General features: G+C 73.0%; 15 protein-coding genes. 4 read left to right on the top strand and 11 right to left on the bottom strand.

Features of this window, described 5'->3' with window-relative positions:
* The first annotated feature begins 64 nt into the window (after positions 1–64).
* On the top strand, positions 65–1759 hold the full coding sequence (locus ACWDXC_RS17730) for a DJ-1/PfpI family protein (protein ID WP_449982843.1): 1695 nt from the start codon (positions 65–67) through the stop codon (positions 1757–1759).
* A gap of 39 nt (positions 1760–1798) precedes the next feature.
* Here the strand turns inward: ACWDXC_RS17730 and ACWDXC_RS17725 are convergent, their stop codons facing one another.
* The 9 genes from ACWDXC_RS17725 to ACWDXC_RS17685 all read right to left on the bottom strand — a co-directional run bounded on the left by ACWDXC_RS17725 (position 1799) and on the right by ACWDXC_RS17685 (position 9969).
* Positions 1799–3565, bottom strand: a complete 1767-nt coding sequence (locus ACWDXC_RS17725; protein WP_449982840.1) for a thiamine pyrophosphate-dependent enzyme — start codon at positions 3563–3565, stop codon at positions 1799–1801.
* 69 nt (positions 3566–3634) lie between these two features.
* Complete coding sequence (locus tag ACWDXC_RS17720; protein WP_449982838.1) at positions 3635–4069, bottom strand: carboxymuconolactone decarboxylase family protein; 435 nt, start codon at positions 4067–4069, stop codon at positions 3635–3637.
* Positions 4070–4159: 90 nt separating this feature from the next.
* Positions 4160–4645, bottom strand: coding sequence for an RrF2 family transcriptional regulator (locus ACWDXC_RS17715; protein WP_449982835.1), 486 nt, complete (start codon positions 4643–4645; stop codon positions 4160–4162).
* A 33-nt stretch (positions 4646–4678) separates the two neighbouring features.
* A complete protein-coding gene (locus ACWDXC_RS17710) occupies positions 4679–5884 on the bottom strand; it encodes a cytochrome P450 family protein (RefSeq protein WP_449982832.1) in 1206 nt (401 codons plus the stop codon).
* Complete coding sequence (locus ACWDXC_RS17705; protein WP_449982830.1) at positions 5835–7109, bottom strand: cytochrome P450; 1275 nt, start codon at positions 7107–7109, stop codon at positions 5835–5837. Before ACWDXC_RS17705 ends, ACWDXC_RS17710 begins: the two co-directional genes overlap by 50 nt.
* On the bottom strand, positions 7106–7693 hold the full coding sequence (locus tag ACWDXC_RS17700) for a GTP-binding protein (RefSeq protein ID WP_219515339.1): 588 nt from the start codon (positions 7691–7693) through the stop codon (positions 7106–7108). Before ACWDXC_RS17700 ends, ACWDXC_RS17705 begins: the two co-directional genes overlap by 4 nt.
* Complete coding sequence (locus ACWDXC_RS17695) at positions 7680–8039, bottom strand: DUF742 domain-containing protein (RefSeq protein WP_219515336.1); 360 nt, start codon at positions 8037–8039, stop codon at positions 7680–7682. Before ACWDXC_RS17695 ends, ACWDXC_RS17700 begins: the two co-directional genes overlap by 14 nt.
* Positions 8036–8479: a roadblock/LC7 domain-containing protein gene (locus tag ACWDXC_RS17690; RefSeq protein WP_219515334.1), complete on the bottom strand. Its 444-nt coding sequence runs from the start codon at positions 8477–8479 to the stop codon at positions 8036–8038. Before ACWDXC_RS17690 ends, ACWDXC_RS17695 begins: the two co-directional genes overlap by 4 nt.
* The gene (locus tag ACWDXC_RS17685; RefSeq protein WP_449982825.1) at positions 8476–9969 is read right to left on the bottom strand and encodes an ATP-binding protein; all 1494 of its coding nucleotides are present in this window, start codon (positions 9967–9969) and stop codon (positions 8476–8478) included. The genes ACWDXC_RS17690 and ACWDXC_RS17685 overlap by 4 nt, the downstream gene beginning before the upstream one ends.
* Positions 9970–10324: 355 nt before the next feature.
* Between ACWDXC_RS17685 and ACWDXC_RS17680 the strand changes: the two genes are divergently transcribed.
* Entirely contained in the window at positions 10325–11683 is a 1359-nt protein-coding gene (locus ACWDXC_RS17680; protein ID WP_449982823.1) for an MFS transporter, read from the top strand.
* Here ACWDXC_RS17680 and ACWDXC_RS17675 read toward each other — a convergent pair.
* Together ACWDXC_RS17675 and ACWDXC_RS17670 are read right to left on the bottom strand one after the other, a co-directional pair.
* Entirely contained in the window at positions 11680–12282 is a 603-nt protein-coding gene (locus ACWDXC_RS17675) for a response regulator transcription factor (RefSeq protein ID WP_449982820.1), read from the bottom strand. The genes ACWDXC_RS17680 and ACWDXC_RS17675 overlap by 4 nt on opposite strands.
* On the bottom strand, positions 12279–13532 hold the full coding sequence (locus tag ACWDXC_RS17670; protein WP_449982817.1) for a sensor histidine kinase: 1254 nt from the start codon (positions 13530–13532) through the stop codon (positions 12279–12281). Before ACWDXC_RS17670 ends, ACWDXC_RS17675 begins: the two co-directional genes overlap by 4 nt.
* Positions 13533–13674: 142 nt before the next feature.
* On the opposite strand from ACWDXC_RS17670, the gene ACWDXC_RS17665 reads away from it, so the two are divergent.
* Entirely contained in the window at positions 13675–14220 is a 546-nt protein-coding gene (locus tag ACWDXC_RS17665) for a hypothetical protein (RefSeq protein ID WP_449982814.1), read from the top strand.
* Positions 14221–14313: 93 nt separating this feature from the next.
* Positions 14314–15246 carry a hypothetical protein gene (locus ACWDXC_RS17660; protein ID WP_449982811.1) on the top strand — a complete coding sequence of 311 codons (933 nt, stop codon included), beginning with the start codon at positions 14314–14316 and terminating at the stop codon, positions 15244–15246.
* The last annotated feature ends 70 nt before the right edge of the window (positions 15247–15316 follow it).

Raw genomic sequence — 15316 nt, 5'->3', positions numbered from 1 at the left:
TTCGGCGCCTGCCCGTCCCTTCCTAACGTCGGCGGCATCACACGCTCACGTCAGGAGTACGGACATGCGGAAAGTCATCAGGTTCGTCTGGCACTACGCCGAGATGGTCATCGCCATGTACGCCGGGATGCTGCTGCTCGACCTGCTGTGGGACGCGGTGCTGCCGCAGCCGGTCCGGTTCGACGTCGACACGCTGCTCATGGCCGCCGACATGACCGTCGGCATGGCCGCCTGGATGCTGGTCCGCAGGCACGGGTGGGCGAGCATCGCGGAGATGAGCGTGGCGATGTTCGCGCCGTTCCCCATCCTGCTCGTCCCCTACTGGTTCGGCGTCTTATCAGGACATGTCGTGATGTCCCTCGGGCACACGCTCATGTTCGTGTTCATGGCGCTGGCCATGCTGTGGCGCCACGCCGAGTACACCTGCCACCCGGCCGGCATCCCGGCCAAGTGGCTCAGGCGATCGGGTGTCGTGCTGGTCGCGCTGCTGGTCCCGGCCTCGGTGTCGGCCGTCAACACCACAGGCAAGTTCGGCGACCTCTACACGGTCCGCGCCGACGCCGTGACCGCCAGGCCCGCCCCCAAGGCCGGCGGCCACGACCCGGCCAAGCCCACCGTGGCCCTGGTCACCGGCCCCGGCGGCACCAACGTGGCCGACCTGCTCGGCCCGTACGAGGTGCTGGCGGGCACCGGCCGCGTCAACACGTACGTCGTCGCCGCCGACGCGGGCCCGGCGCCCCTGACGGGCGGGCTCGACCTGGTGCCCGACCTGACGTTCGACGGGCTGACGCGGCTGCTGGACGAGCGGCGCGACCGGCTCGACGCCGTGGTGATCCCCGCCATGCAGGAGCCGTACCCGGCGGTCGGCGACTGGCTGCGCGCCCACGCGGCGCGCGGCGCGATCGTCGTCAGCGTCTGCAACGGCGCCCGGGTGCTGGCCGGGACCGGGCTGCTCGACGGCAGGCGCGCCACCTCGCACTGGCTGCGGCTGTCCGGGCTGCGTGCCGACTTCCCCGCCGTCGGCTGGACCGGCGGCGTCCGGTACGTCGACGACGGCGAGGTGATCACCACGGCCGGGGTGCTGTCCGGCATCGACGGCGCCCTGCGGATCGTCGAACGGCTGCTCGGCGCCGACGCGGCCCAGGAGGCGGCGCAGCGGGTGCACTGGCGGCACTACTCCCCCGGCGCCGCCGCGCCCATCCCCGAGTCCGGGCTGGAGCCGGGCGACGCGGTCGTGGGGTTCAACGCCTCCTACCGGCCCGGCCCGTCGGCCATCGGCGTGCGGCTCGTGGACGGCGTCGGCGAGCTGGAGCTGGCCTCGGTGTTCATCTCCTACACCGAGCACGCGATGGTCGGGCGTACGGTCGCGATCGGCGACGGCCCGGTGCGCTCCCGCCACGGGCTGACGTTCGTGCCCCGGGCGACGCCCGCCGAGACGGCCGGGGAGCTCGGGCGGCTCATCGTGCCCGGCCTGGACGCGGCCCGGCGGCAGGTGACCGGGGTGGGCGACCTGCGGCCCGAGTACCCGCACACGGGCGGGGAGTTCGCCTTCGACCCGGTGATGCGCGACATCGCCCGCACCTACGACGTGCAGACGGCCCGGTGGACGGCGAAGACGCTGGAGTACCCGGTGCAGGACCTCGGGCTCACCGGCAGCGCCTGGCCGTGGCCGGCGACCGCCGTGGCGGGCCTGCTCGTCCTGCTCGGCGCCGCCGTGGCGACCGGCGGCGTCCTGCTGCTCCGGCGGCGCCGACGCTGACCCGCCCCCGGAGCAGGCGGGCGATCCGGTGGCGGGTGCTCACTTGCCCAGTTGGGAGATCTTGTCCTTGAACAGGGTGGTGGCGATGGACGCCTTGTGCGGCTGGCCGCGCAGGAACGCCTGGGCGAAGCTCTTGGCCTGCTGGTAGGAGACCTTGCCGGGCATCGGCGGCTCGTTCGGGTCCACGTCCACGTCGACCAGGGCGGGGCCGTCGTGCGCGAGCGCCTGGGCGACGGCCTCGGCCACGTCGCCGGGCTCGGTGACCTTGCGGCCGTAGCCGCCGCAGGAGCGCGCCCAGGCGGAGAAGTCGGCGGCGGGCCGGGCGAAGCGGACGCCGTGCTCGGGGTAGCCGAGCACCATCTGCTCCCACAGGATCTGGCCGAGCGAGTTGTTGTTGTTGACGATCACCTTGATCGGCAGGTCGTGCTGGGCGGCCGTCAGGAACTCGGCCATGAGCATCGCGAACCCGCCGTCGCCGATGAACGCGATGACCTGCCGTCCGGGGTGGGCGAGCTGCATCGCGATCGCGTACGGCAGGCCGGGCGCCATCGAGGCCAGGTTGCCCGACAGGTAGAAGCCGCGCTCACCGCGGATCGTCCAGTGCCTGGCGGCCCAGGTGGCGATCGTGCCGGAGTCGCAGGTGAGGATGGCGTCGTCGGTGGCGGCCCGGTCGACGCAGCCCATCAGATACTGCGGCGCGATCGGGTCGCGGTCCGGCGAGTCCAGCGCCGCCATGTCGGAGTGCCACTTCTCGGTCATCCGGACGTACTTGTCCAGGTGGTCGCGGGCGCCGTCGTGCTTGAGCAGCGGCAGCAGGGCGCGCAGCCCCTCCTTGGCGTCGCCGATCATCGGCACCTCGGTGGGCAGCCGCACGCCGGCCCTGACCGGGTCGGCCTCCAGTTGCACCACCCGGGCCTGGCCGGGCTGGGGCAGGTGCTGGGTGTAGGGGAAGTTCGTGCCGACCATGAACAGGGCGTCGCAGTCCTCGACGAGCTCCTCGCCGGGGCGGGTGCCGAGCAGGCCGATGCCGCCCACCGCGTACGGGGAGTCGTCGGGGATGACGGCCTTGCCGGGCAGCGTCTTGATCACCGGCGCGCCGAGCGCCTCCGCCACGGCGAGCACCTCGGCCCGCGCGTGCAGCGCCCCGGCGCCGGCCAGGATCGCCGGGCGCTCGCTGCGGTTGAGGATCTCGGCCGCCGCCTGGAGGTCCTCCTCGCGGGGCAGCCCCGGCGGGCTGAGGTAGACGGCGGCCGTGGCCGGCGGCCGGGCGGGGGCGACGTGCTTGTACGGGTCGGCGTCGGCGGGGGCGACCTGCACGTCGTTCGGCAGGGTCAGGTGGGCGACGCCGCGCCGGGCGTACGCGGTCCTGATCGCGATGTCCACGACACCGGGCAGCTGGGTCGGGTTGTCGACGACCAGGTTGTACTCGGCGACGTCCTCGAACAGCCGGTCGAGGTGGACCTCCTGCTGGTAGCCGGTGCCGAGCACGCTGGTCTCCTGCATGCCGGTGATGGCCAGCACCGGCTGGTGGTCCAGCTTGGCGTCGTACAGGCCGTTGAGCAGGTGGATGCCGCCGGGGCCGCTGGTGGCCAGGCACACGCCGACGCGCCCGGTCGCCTTGGCGTGGGCGGCGGCCATGAACGCCGCCGCCTCCTCGTGGTGCACCAGGACGAAGCGGACGCGGTCGGCGTGGCGGCGCAGCCCTTCCATGATGCCGTTGATGCCGTCGCCGGGCAGGCCGAAGACGGTGTCGACGCCCCATTCGGCCAGCCGCTCGATGAGCACTTCGGAAGCGATGGTTGTCATACCTGCCGCCGTGCCCCAGCGGGTCTCGGCAAACGTCCACGTCCCTGCAAATTTCGGGCAGGCGGGTCCTCAGGCCGCCGGGGCGTTGCGCAGGGTCACGTTGATGCGGTTCCAGGTGTTGATCGAGCCGATCGCCATGACGAGGACGGCCAGCGACTCCTCGTCGTAGTGGGCGGCGGCCTCGGCCCACACGTCGTCGGGGACGCCCGCGGGGTTGTCGGCGATGCGGGTGGCGGCCTCGGCGAGGGCGAGCGCGGCGCGCTCGGCGTCGCTGTAGAAGGGGGTGTCGCGCCAGGCGGCGAGCCCGTGGATGCGCCGGTCGCTCACTCCGGCCTCGGCGGCCTCGCGGGCGTGCATGTCGACGCAGTAGCCGCAGCCGTTGATCTGGCTGACCCGCAGCCGCAGCAGGTCGAGGGTGGCACGCGGGACGGGGCCGGCGTTGAGGTAGGCCTCCAGCGCGTACATGGCCTTGAGACCGTCGGCGGCGGGCTTGCGGATGCTCATGCGCATGATGATTCTCTCCATCTTTGATATTTGATATCCAGAATTACGGTGAGCGGCGGGGCCGATCGAGCACCCCGCCCACGGCGGCGCTCAGGGACGGCGGGAGGCGAACCAGTCGCGCGTGGCCGCCGGGGCGCCGGGCAGGTGGCGCTCCACCATCTTCTTGATGTCGGCCAGCGTCTGACCGGCCAGCTCCTTGCGCCAGGCCAGCTCCGCCCGGCGCATGGCCTGCGAGATGAAGCACGCCTTGCGGTAGTCGATGTCGGAGCGGCCGCCCGGCCCCTGCCGGAGCACCTCCTCGCAGCGGAACGCCTCCCCCGGCCCCTCGATCGCGGTCACCACGTCGAGCAGCGTGATGCGCTCCGGCGGGCGCGCCAGCCGGAACCCGCCGCGCGGGCCGGGCGTGGAGGTGACGATCCCGGCCCGGGCCAGCGCCTGGAGCTGCTTGTTCAGGTAGGCCGCCGGCAGCTCGTAGAACGCCGCCAGGCGGGCCGCCGTCATGGCCTCTCCGGTCTCGACCCAGGTCAGGTTCAGGCAGCTGTGCAGCGCCCACTCCACGCCCTCGCTCATCCGCATAACCTGGATACTACACGTCCAGGTTTATGGGTGTCACGCCGCCGGGTCGAGGACCACCGGCAGCGACGGGTAGTCGTTGCCGATGAACGACGTGTGCCGCCCCGGCCTGCTCACCAGCCGCAGCTCCGGGAAGCGCGAGAAGAGCGCCGGCAGCGCGATCGCCGCCTCCAGCCGGGCCAGCGGCGCGCCCAGGCAGTAGTGGATGCCGTGCCCGAACGCCAGGTGCTGCCGCTCGGCGCGGCTGATGTCGAAGCGGTCCGGGTCCGGGTTGACCGCCGGGTCGCGGCCGTGCGCGCCGAACGCGATGAGGATGAGCTCCCCCTTGCCGATCATGACGCCCTCGCCGAGGTCGATGTCGGTGGTGGCGTAGCGCATCGGCAGGTGCATGATCGGCGCGTGCTGGCGCAGGCTCTCCTCGATGACGTCGTCCCAGCGGGCCGGGTCGGCGCGGACGGCGGCGAGCTGGTCCGGGTGCGACAGCATGGCGACGGTCGCGTGGTCGATGAGCGACACGGCGGTCTCGCTGCCCGCGCCGATCATCAGGATCAACGTGCTGACCAGCTCCTCCGTGCTGAGCGGCGCGCCCTCCTCCTGTGCGGCCAGCATCAGGCTCGTCAGGTCCGTCCCCGGGTTGGCGCGGCGGTAGTGCATGAGCGTGTGCATCGCCGCGAACATGTCCCGCTGGACGACGTTCGCCTGCTCGGGCGTGAGGCTGGTGTCGAGGACCGCGTCGATGCAGCGCAGCATCTGCGGGCGCTGCTCCAGCGGGACGCCCATCAGGTCGCAGATCACCCGGGTCGGGATGGGATAGCTGAAGGAGGCCCGCAGGTCGACCGGCCGCCCCGGCGGGGCGTGCTCCAGGTCGGCGAGCAGGTCCTCGACGATGGTCTCGATCGCGGGCCGCATCGCCTCGATGCGGCGGGGGGTGAACGCCCTGCCGACCAGGTCCTTGAGCCGCTTGTGGTCGTCGCCGTCGACGGTGAACATGCTGATCACGTCGACCCAGGCGGTCAGCCAGCCGATCGCGAACGGCCTGTACTCCGGCCAGGAGGTGCGGGCGTTCTTGGAGACGCCAGGGTGGACCAGGAGCTTCTTGGCGACCTCGCCGCGGGTCACCGACCAGGCGACCAGGTCTCCGGGCAGCCGCACCCGGACGGCCGGGCCGGCCGCGCGCAGCTCGTCGACCTGCTCATAAAGGCGCCTTCCTGTGGGGTCGAGAATCGGGGGTTCGCTGGACACGACTACCTCCAGTGGACGCGGTGGGGGTGAGGGAAGCATCGGCGGGCCGGGGCCGGAAGCGGATGGCCAGCGTCGCCGGGCACTGGTGGAAGGGGCCCGGCCGGTTGGCCCCGCCGCCCGCGCCCAGCTCCAGGTCCCACAGCTGGTCGAGCAGCGTCTCGATCGCGGTCTGGGCGATCGCGGCGGCCTGGCTGTCGGCGGGACAGCGGTGCGGGCCGGCCGACCAGGCCAGGTGGGAGCGGTTGTCGTAGCCGAGCGGCGGCAGCGCCGGGTCGGTGCCCGTGGCGGCGTGGCTGATCAGGATCGGCACCCCGCGCGGGACCGGCACCCCGTGCAGCGCGGTGTCGTGGCGGGCGAAGTGCACGGAGAAGTTGGCCATCGGCGACTGCGTCCACAGCACCTGCTCCAGGGCGCGGCGCACGGTGACGGCGCCCGCGGTCAGGTCGCCGGCGTAGTGGTCGTCCGACAGCAGCAGCCGCAGGCCCGAGGCGATCCACGCCGAGGTCGGGATCGTGCCCGCGCCGACCAGGACGACGAGCTGGTGCAGGATCTCCTCGTGCGTGAGCCGGGCCGGATGGGCCAGCATCCAGGAGGTGCAGTCGCGCCCCGGCGAGCCGTCCTTCATCGCGATGATCTCCGCCAGGCACTGCGCCAGGTCGGCGGCCCCCTGCGCGGCCTCCGGACCGGCGTTGATCATGCCCTGGCAGCCGGTGACCATGCGCTCGACCAGCTCCGGCGGGCAGCCCAGCAGGTCGGTGAAGACCAGCAGCGGCAGCATGTCGGCGTACTGGCTCATCAGCTCCGCCCGGCCCTCGCCGGCGAAGTCGTCGATGAGGCGCAGCGCGTGGCGGCGGGTGATCTCACGCAGCTCGTGCATGTTGATCCGGCGCAGGCAGTCGTCCATCGCGCGCCGCAGCCGGGCGTGCCGCTCGCCGTCGGCGTACAGGAGGCTGGGCCGGTAGGCCATGAGCGCCAGCACGGGACTGTCGGCGGGGACGCGGCCCTGCTGCAGCGCCTCCCACATGCGGCTGTCCTTGGAGTAGGTGTCGGTGTCGGTGACCACGTCGACGGCGGCGCGGCGGCCGGTGACGACCAGCGCGTGCACGCCGTCGGCGATCTCCGCCCAGGCGACGGGGCCGGCGGCGCGCAGCAGGTCGTAGGCGTCGTCGGGCCGGGCGGCGAACGAGGGGCCGAACAGCCTCGGGACGGGGGCGGACGGTGTCATCGGGCATGCTCCAGGCGGCGGTGGTGGTCGAGGATGTGCTGGACGAGGGCGATCAGGCCGTGCTTGGCCGAGCCGGCCCGGCGGGCGTCCAGGCTCACCAGCGGCTGATCGTCCAGGCTGAGGCTGTCGCGCAGCTCGGCGTCGCGGTAGCGGGGCGAGCCGTCGAAGTGGTTGACGGCGACGACGTGCGGCAGTTGCGCCTCTTCGAGCAGGTTCATCGCGTCGAAGCTGTCGTCGATGCGGCGCGTGTCGACCAGGACCAGTCCGCCGAGCGCGCCCTCCATGAGGGAGCGGACCATGCCGTGGAACCTCGGCTGGCCGGGCGCGCCGAACAGATAGAGCACGATCTCAGGAGACAACGTGAGGCGGCCGAAGTCCATCGCCACCGTGGTGGTGTCCTTGCCCTGCAGGTCGCGCAGGTCGTCCACGAGCTGCCCGGCCTGCGTCATCCGCTCCTCGGTGGACAGCGGGCGGATCTCCGAGACGGTCCTGACGAAGGTGGTCTTGCCGACGGCGAACGGGCCGAGCACGAGAACCTTCACCGGCCGGGCCGTCGCCGGCACGTAGCGGTCAGAGCTTTTCAAGTGCCTTCAACACCTTCATCAGGAAGTCGGTGCTATAGGGGGAGGCGGCGGGGACGAACGGCGCGCGCGGGGCCAGGTGGCCGCTGTCGACGAGGCCGGCCACGATGACCTTGACGATCGCGCCCGGCAGCTCCAGGTGGGCGGCGACCTCCGACACCGACAGCGCCCCGGGCAGGCACAGGTCCATCACCCGCCGGGGGTGGGCGGCGAGCCCGGCCAGCGGCCGGGCGGGGTCGGCGAGCAGCAGCGTGGCGGCGTCGAGACCGGCGCGTGTCGCGGAGGCGTCGCCGCCCGACACGGTGTAGGAGCGGATCATGCCCGCCCGCCGGTGCCGCGACGGTGTCATGCGCCGCTGCTCCGCTCCCGCGCGCCGAGGATCGGGCCGAGCCCGCGCACGGTCTTGGTGGCCGCCTGGATCGCGATGTGGGTCGCGGCGCTGTTGGACTCGCCGCGGATGGACACGCCGATGCCGGTGCGCTCGGTCACGGCGAACAGCACCATGGTGACGTTCGCAAGGTCGGCGATCACGTAGCGTAGCGGCCCGGGAGCGCTGTGACGCGACGGGGTGGTGCAGAACTCGCTCAGCTGCTGCTGCAGCGACTTCATCGCCGACAGGGCGGCGGCGGCGCGGTCGGCGTCGTCGCGGCTCATGCCGGCCGAGTGCGCCAGGACCAGCCCGTCGGAGGTGAACAGCACCGCGTTCATGACGTCCGACTGCTGGTCGACGAGGTTGTTGAGGACCCAGCTCATGTTGGTGTCGTCGGCGGTGGGCTGCTCTATGGTCATGGCTGCGAGTGTCCTTCGGCGTCGTTGTCGCGGCCGGTGGCGAGGCCCGTGCTGAGCAGCTCGCTCAGCTTTCCGAGGTCGGCGGCCACGTCTTCGGGCGCGCGGGTGTCGGTGATGGATTGCTGGGTCGGCTGGGCCGAGAGGGGCGCGACCGCGTGCCGGCGTTCGCGCTTGGGCAGGCCGTGGGAGGTCGTGACCGGCGCGGGGGCCGCGTGGAACGCGGGCTGCGGCGGGGCCGTCTCGCGCGGGGGCGCCGCGAGGCCGGGGGCGGTCAGGCCGGGGGCGGCGCTCATCAGGTGGTGCGGGACGAGGCAGGACGCCTGGACGCCGCCGCTGGGCGAGGGGGCGCTGACGTCGACGTGGAAGCCGTAGTCGTGCGCCAGGGTGCCGATGATGGCGAAGCCCAGCTTGCGCTCGTCGGCCAGGTTGGCCGCGTCGAGCGTCGTCTGGCGCGACAGCAGCCGCTCGGCCTCGGCGAGCTGGAAGGAGTTCAGGCCGGCGCCCTTGTCGTCGATGACGACGCAGAAACCCTTGGGGACCTCCCGGACGTAGACGCTGACCCGGTCGCCGGTGTAGCTGGTCGCGTTGGCCAGCAGCTCGGCGAGCGCGACGGTGATCGGCTCGACCACCCGGCCCTCGACCCATCGCTCGCCGACGTCGGGCACGTACGTGTAGTCGACGCGGTCGTAGGCGGGGATGCGGCCGCGGGCGCTCTCGACGATCTCGCGGAAGGTGCAGTCGGCGCGCTGCACGCCCGGCCAGGAGCCGGCCAGGATGCGCAGCCGCTGGACGGCGTGCAGCGCCCAGGTGGCGTGGGCGTCCATCTCGACCAGGCTGCGGTGGGGGTCGGTGCCGGGCGGCAGGTCGAGCGCCTCGTTGATGGACATCTGGAGGCGGGCCAGGTACATCTGCACCTCTTCGGCCATGCCCCGGACGCCGGCGCGGGCGGCGCCGCTGACGTCGGCCCGGGTGGCGTGCACGGCCTCGCGCAGCAGCTCCTCGGCGCCGGCGATGTGGTCGCTCAGCGGCGTGCCCGCGAACTGCGGGTGCAGCAGGCCGGGCACGACGACGTCGGAGTAGCCGCGCACCTCGGCGTCGGCCACCGCGTTGAGGCGCTCGACGAGCCGGCCGGTCTCGGCGACGGCCGCGTTGTACCACTGGAGGTTGGCGTTGGCCTGTTGCAGCGCCTGTTCTTTCTCTTTCTCGGCGGCCTCTCTGGCCTGTTCGGCACTGACTCTGGCCCTTTCTGCGGCTTGCGCCCGTTCGTCGGCACGCGCCTGCCCGGCGGTTTCGTCGTTTCCCTGGGCGGGGCGCTCGGCGGGGGGCGCGGGGCGCTCGGCGGGCGGCTCGGCGGGGGCGGGCCGGCGCTCGGGCGCCCGGGAGCGCATGAGCAGGATGGCCAGCAGCACGAGGCAGACCATCAGCAATAACACGCTGCAGATGACGCTCGCCAGCAGCACTCCGGCAGTGAAATCCGCGGATCCGTTCATGTCCGTCCTTTGAAGTGCTGGAGCTCCATATGGGCACGGCAGAGGAATCGACACCCGTCAAATGAGCATGGGGCGTCGCCGCTTGACGACTTTACACGCCCTTGTCCCTACAGCCATGTCAAAACGTCGGCTATTTCTTATCAGGGACAATCACATACCGCACTAAACCGGAAATTCCCGAGACTTATTCATAAACGCCCGTACCGCCACGGGGCCCCGCCGCCCCGGTCCGCCGCGACCACTTCCTGACGCCGCACCCCTGGCGCAACACGATGTGATGTACGACACTCTGACCAGAACTCGGTCCTAGAACCCTGTTCTAGGGCACCCGGCTGCCACAGCGGAGGAGAAGTCCATGGTCAAGGCCGTCACCCGCGAGCGCCGGCGACTCGGGTCCCCACCCGCGGGCGGGATCAGCCCGACCGACCCGAACCCGTACGGCTGGGCGCCGTTCGCCGTGCTGTTCCTCGTCGGCATCGTGGACCGCATGGAGGCCGGGCTCCTGGCCGGCGTGCTCCCGCTCATCCAGGAGCAGTGGGGGTTCAGCGACACGGCCGCCGGATCCATCCCCACCGCCGGGGCCCTGGCCGCCACCGCCGTCGCGCTGCCCGCCGGCTACCTCGCCGACCGCTACAGCCGCACGAAGATCATCGCCGTCGTGGTGCTGTGCTGGGGGCTGGCCACGCTCGGCTCGGGACTCGCCGCCGGGTTCGCCGTCTTCTACCTCATGCGCGTGCTGCTCGCCGCCGCCGAGAACATCGACAACCCGGCCATGGGCAGCCTCATCGCCGACTTCTACCCCGCCGCCGCCCGGGTCCACGTGTACGGCTGGACCCGCATGACGACCTACCTGAGCGGGCTCGGCACCATCGTCGGCGGCGTCATCGGCCAGGCGTACGGGTGGCGCGCCGCCTTCCTGTGCATGGCGGTCCCCGGCATCCTCACCGCCCTGCTGGTCTGGCGGCTGCGCGAGCCCGAACGCGGCCGGCTCGACAAGATCAGGGCCTCGGCGGGCGACAAGCCCGCGACCGGAGCCGTTCCCCCGGACCGGCCCGCCCTCGCCTCGCCGCCCTTCTGGCGGCAGGTCCGCGAGGTCCTCGCCGTCCGGACGCTGGTCCGGGTCTCCGTGGGCGTCATGATCCTCACGCTGGGGCTGGGCGGCATCTACTACTGGCTGCCCACCCTCCTGTCACGCGCGTACGGCCTGCCCATCGGCACCGCGGGCACCACGAGCGGCCTGGTCACCATCGTCGGCGTGGTCGCCGGGACCGTGATCGGCGGCCGGCTCGGCCGCCGCGCCATCGCCCGCCACCGCGCCGGGCTCCTGCTGGTCGGCGGCGCCGGCATCACCGCCGGCTCCCTGCTGCTCGGCGGCGCCCTGCTCATGGGGTCGGCCACCGCCATGATCCTCTGTGTGCTGCTGGCCGTCACGGTGTCGGCGACCGCCATCCCCACCTGCACGGCCTCCGTCGCCGACGTCGTCGGCGCCCGCTCGCGCGGCCTCGGCTTCGCCGTGCTGCAGTTCCTGCTCACGCTCGGCGCGGCGTTCGGGCCGCTCATCGTCGGCATCACCTCCGACGCCACCGGCTCGCTCGTCACCGCCATGTACGCGCTCATCGTCCCGATGGTCCTCGGCGGCCTGCTCGTGCTGTCGGCCAGGGGCTCGTACGAGCGCGAGTCGGCCAAGGTCCTGGACGAGGCCCGCGACCTCTAGATCCAGCCCTCCTCCCAGGCCCGGTGGGCGGCGGCGTGCCGCGAGCCGGCGCCCAGCTTGGCCATCGCCGACGACAGGTAGTTGCGGACGGTGCCCGGCGCGAGACGCACCCGCTCGGCGATCTCGTTGACCGACGCGCCGGTCCGCGACGCCCGCAGCACCTCCAGCTCCCGGTCGGTGAGCGGGCAGGCGTCCTCGGTCAGCGCGGAGGCGGCGATGTCGGGGTCCACGTAGCGGCGGCCGGCGGCGACGGCCCGGATGATCTCGGCCAGCTTCGTCGCCGGCGTCGTCTTCGGCACGAAGCCGCTGACGCCCGCCGCGAGCGCCCGGCGCAGCACGCCCGGCCTGGCGTGCCGGGTGACCAGGACGATCCTGGTGGGCAGCTCCGCCCGGATCGTCTCGGCCGCGCGCAGGCCGTCGGCGGGCGGCATCTCCAGGTCCAGCACCGCGATGTCGGGGCGGTGCTCCCTGGCCAGGCGGACCGCGTCGGTGGAGGTGGCGGCCTCGGCCACGACGGCGAGGTCCTCCTCCAGCCCGAGCAGCGCCGCCAGGGCGCCCCTGAGCAGGTCCTCGTCGTCGGCTATCAGCAACCGGATCATCGGTCCTCCGCGCTTCGGGCGGGCAGGCGGGCCACCACGGCGAAGCGGTCGTCGTCGTGCTCCCAGGTCAGCTCGCCGCCCGCGGACGCCAGCCGCTCGGCGAGCGTGCGCAGCCCGGTCCCGCCCGCGCTGGGCTGGTCGCCGTGCTGGCCGCTGTGCTGCTCGCCGGGCTGGCCGGCGCCGTCGTTGGTCACGCGCAGGCGGGCGAGGTCGCCGGTCACCCGGTAGTCGACCTCGGCGTGCCGGGCCCGGCTGTGGCGCAGCACGTTGGTGGTCGCCTCCCGCATGACCAGGCCCAGCAGGTGGCGTCCGGCTTCGGGAAGGCGGCGGGCGTCGGCGGGCTCCACGCTCATCCGGGCGTCGATGCCGGCGGCGGCCAGCACGCCCGTCGCGTTGGCGATCTCCGCGTCGAGCGTGGTGCGGCGGTAGCCCTGCACGACCGCCCTGGTGTCGGAGAGCGCGTCGGCGGCCAGGCGGCGCACCTCGTGCATCTCCGCGGCGGCGCGCGCCGGGTCCGCCTCGGCGAGCCGGGCGGCCAGCTCGCTCTTGAGCGCGATCACCTGGAGGTGGTGGCCCTGGATGTCGTGCAGGTCGGCGGCGAAGCGCAGCCGTTCCTCCTTGACCGCCAGCTCGGCGGCGAGCCTGCGCACGTCGTTGAGCCGCTTGGCCACGTCCCAGCCCCACAGCATGGCCAGGGTCGTCCACGCGGTGACCAGCACCACGGCGGGCGGCAGCACGGCGGCGCCGGGCAGCGGCGCGCCGGAGAGCGCGCCGACGCCCGAGGCGGCCAGCGCCGCCGCCCCGATGAGCCCCCACCGGGGCGCCGGGCGCAGGAACGTCGCGGCGATCGACACCACGAGCGCGGCCGGCAGCGACCAGCGTCCGTCGTCCCCGTGGGCCAGCATGAGCCCGCCGAGCACCGCCGCCCCCGCGCCCCCGGCGACCGTCCACCCCACAGGCAGCCGGACCGCCGAAGGCACGGACGCAGGCGATGGCGTGTCCGGGGGCGGGGGTGCGGGGGTTTCCGGGGAGGGGGTCATGCGGCGGGTGAGGAGTGCCATGCCGGACAGGCCCGTGGCGGCCAGGGCGGCGGCGCCCGTGACGCGGGCCCACAGGGCCACGGCGGGGTCGAGGACCCAGGCCCCGGCGACGAAGACGAGGAAGAACCCGGTCGTCGCGGTCACGCTCCACCAGGTGCCCCGGCGGAAGCGGCCCAGGCCGGCGTCCTCGTCGATGGGGAGGTCAGGCACGCGGCCATTGTCGCAGCAAGGCACGCGCGGATGACAGATGTCACCCGATCATGTGACACGTCCACGCGCGCCCGTGCGCATCCGGCACTACTGGCGGCGCGCGCCGGTGGCGAGGCTGGAGCCCTCATCGAAGGAGGACGCCGTGAACGACACGACCGAACGGGTCTCGACGCTGCGCCACTGGCCCACCATGGCCGGGATCGTGCTGGCCGGGCTGATGGTGTACGGGCTGGCGGGCGGGGAGGAGGTCGCGCCGGTCCTGGCCGCCTCCGGGATGATCTACCTGGGCGCCGCCGCGCTGGGCCGGCCGTCGGCGGCGTGGCCGCTGTTCGGGGTGAGCTTCGCCGTCATCGCCGCCTCCAAGGCGCTGCTCCCGGGCGTCGACCCGACCTGGCCGATGCTCGGCGTGGCCGCCGGACTGGCGGCGTACGGGCTGGTCACGCGGGCGGCGGGGCTGCCGCGCCAGGTGCTGGCGATGGCGGGGTTCGGGCTGGTCGCGGTCGTCACGCTGGCGGTCGGCGGGGACGCGGGCGCGTACCTGGTGGCGGCGGGGATGCTCGGTCACGCCGCGTGGGACGTCCACCACCATCGCACGGGGAAGGTGGTGGCGCGGTCGCTGGCGGAGTTCTGCTTCGTGCTGGACTCGCTGGTCGGCGTGGCGCTGGTGGCCATGACTGTATGGCAATGAATGGCCACAAACTAAGCATTCTCGAAGAAATCGCCCCCAAGATCGCCGTTCATCCTGACCGTACGTGACACTCCGAGTGAACGGTGGTGGGTGATGGCGAACACGTTGAGCGGCCGGCAGGCGCGCGACGGTGAGCTGCGGACCGTGCGGCGCGGCCGGATCGTCCTGATCAGCGCGGTGATCGGGTTCCTGCTGACGGTCGTGTGGTCGGCCCGGTTCGTGGACGAGACGATCGGCGGCACCGTCGCCGACACCCTGCTGGGGCACGACGCCGCGGAGGCGCCGATCGCGGGCATCGCGGCGGGGGTCGTGTTCGCGTTCGTGACCGGCATGGCGGGCACGTTCACCGCGTGCAACATCGCGGTGTTCGGCGCGCTGGCTCCCCTGGTCGGCGACGGCGCCGGCCGCCGCGAGCGGTTCCGGGCGGCGCTGCGGCCGCTCGGGCTGCTCGCCGCCGGCATGATCCCCGTCTCCGCCCTGTACGGGGCGCTCGTCGGGATCGTCGGCACGAGCATGCCGCAGTTCTCCACGGCGGCCAACGTCGCCGGCGGGCTGTCGCCGCGCAGCATCCAGTCGATGGTGGTGTTCGGGATCGTCGGACTGGCGATGCTCTACCTGGGACTGGCCGCGCTCAGGCTGGTGCCCGACCCGTTCGAGCGGCGGCCCGACGCGCGCATGGTCTTCATGGGCGCGCTGATCGGCGGCTTCCTGATCGGCCGCCCGTTCGGGCTGTTCCGGGCGATGTTCCGCGACGCGGCCGAGAGCGGCAACCCGCTGTACGGGGCCGCGGCGTTCACGCTGCAGTCGATCGGCAACATCGTGCTGCTCGCGGTGCTGCTGGTGGTCACCGCCGTGGTGTTCGGCGGCCGGGTGCACCGGTGGCTGGCCGCCAAGCCGCACCGGATCGCCGTGCTGACCGCCTCGGCGCTCATCGTCGCCGGCGTGTTCACGTTCCTGTACTGGGACGTCAGGCTCCTGGCCCGGCGGGAGATCATCCCGTGGTACCCGGTGGCGCCGTGGACGTGACCCGCTGGCAGGAACGTGCTGCCCGTCGGCAGTAAGCGGACGTCACCTCGCCCCCTTTTCGGCCCTGGTC

The organism is Nonomuraea sp. NPDC003214 (genome assembly GCF_053590035.1).
Note: the sequence above shows the minus strand (reverse complement) of the source record. Positions and strands in the feature narration are given on the sequence as shown.

Coding starts and splice junctions, on each gene's coding strand:
- ACWDXC_RS17730 (WP_449982843.1), top strand. CDS start 65: ATGCGGAAAGTCATCAGGTTCGTCTGGCACTACGCCGAGATGGTCATC.
- ACWDXC_RS17725 (WP_449982840.1), bottom strand. CDS start 3,565: ATGACAACCATCGCTTCCGAAGTGCTCATCGAGCGGCTGGCCGAATGG.
- ACWDXC_RS17720 (WP_449982838.1), bottom strand. CDS start 4,069: ATGAGCATCCGCAAGCCCGCCGCCGACGGTCTCAAGGCCATGTACGCG.
- ACWDXC_RS17715 (WP_449982835.1), bottom strand. CDS start 4,645: ATGCGGATGAGCGAGGGCGTGGAGTGGGCGCTGCACAGCTGCCTGAAC.
- ACWDXC_RS17705 (WP_449982830.1), bottom strand. CDS start 7,109: ATGACACCGTCCGCCCCCGTCCCGAGGCTGTTCGGCCCCTCGTTCGCC.
- ACWDXC_RS17695 (WP_219515336.1), bottom strand. CDS start 8,039: ATGACACCGTCGCGGCACCGGCGGGCGGGCATGATCCGCTCCTACACC.
- ACWDXC_RS17690 (WP_219515334.1), bottom strand. CDS start 8,479: ATGACCATAGAGCAGCCCACCGCCGACGACACCAACATGAGCTGGGTC.
- ACWDXC_RS17685 (WP_449982825.1), bottom strand. CDS start 9,969: ATGAACGGATCCGCGGATTTCACTGCCGGAGTGCTGCTGGCGAGCGTC.
- ACWDXC_RS17680 (WP_449982823.1), top strand. CDS start 10,325: ATGGTCAAGGCCGTCACCCGCGAGCGCCGGCGACTCGGGTCCCCACCC.
- ACWDXC_RS17675 (WP_449982820.1), bottom strand. CDS start 12,282: ATGATCCGGTTGCTGATAGCCGACGACGAGGACCTGCTCAGGGGCGCC.
- ACWDXC_RS17660 (WP_449982811.1), top strand. CDS start 14,314: ATGGCGAACACGTTGAGCGGCCGGCAGGCGCGCGACGGTGAGCTGCGG.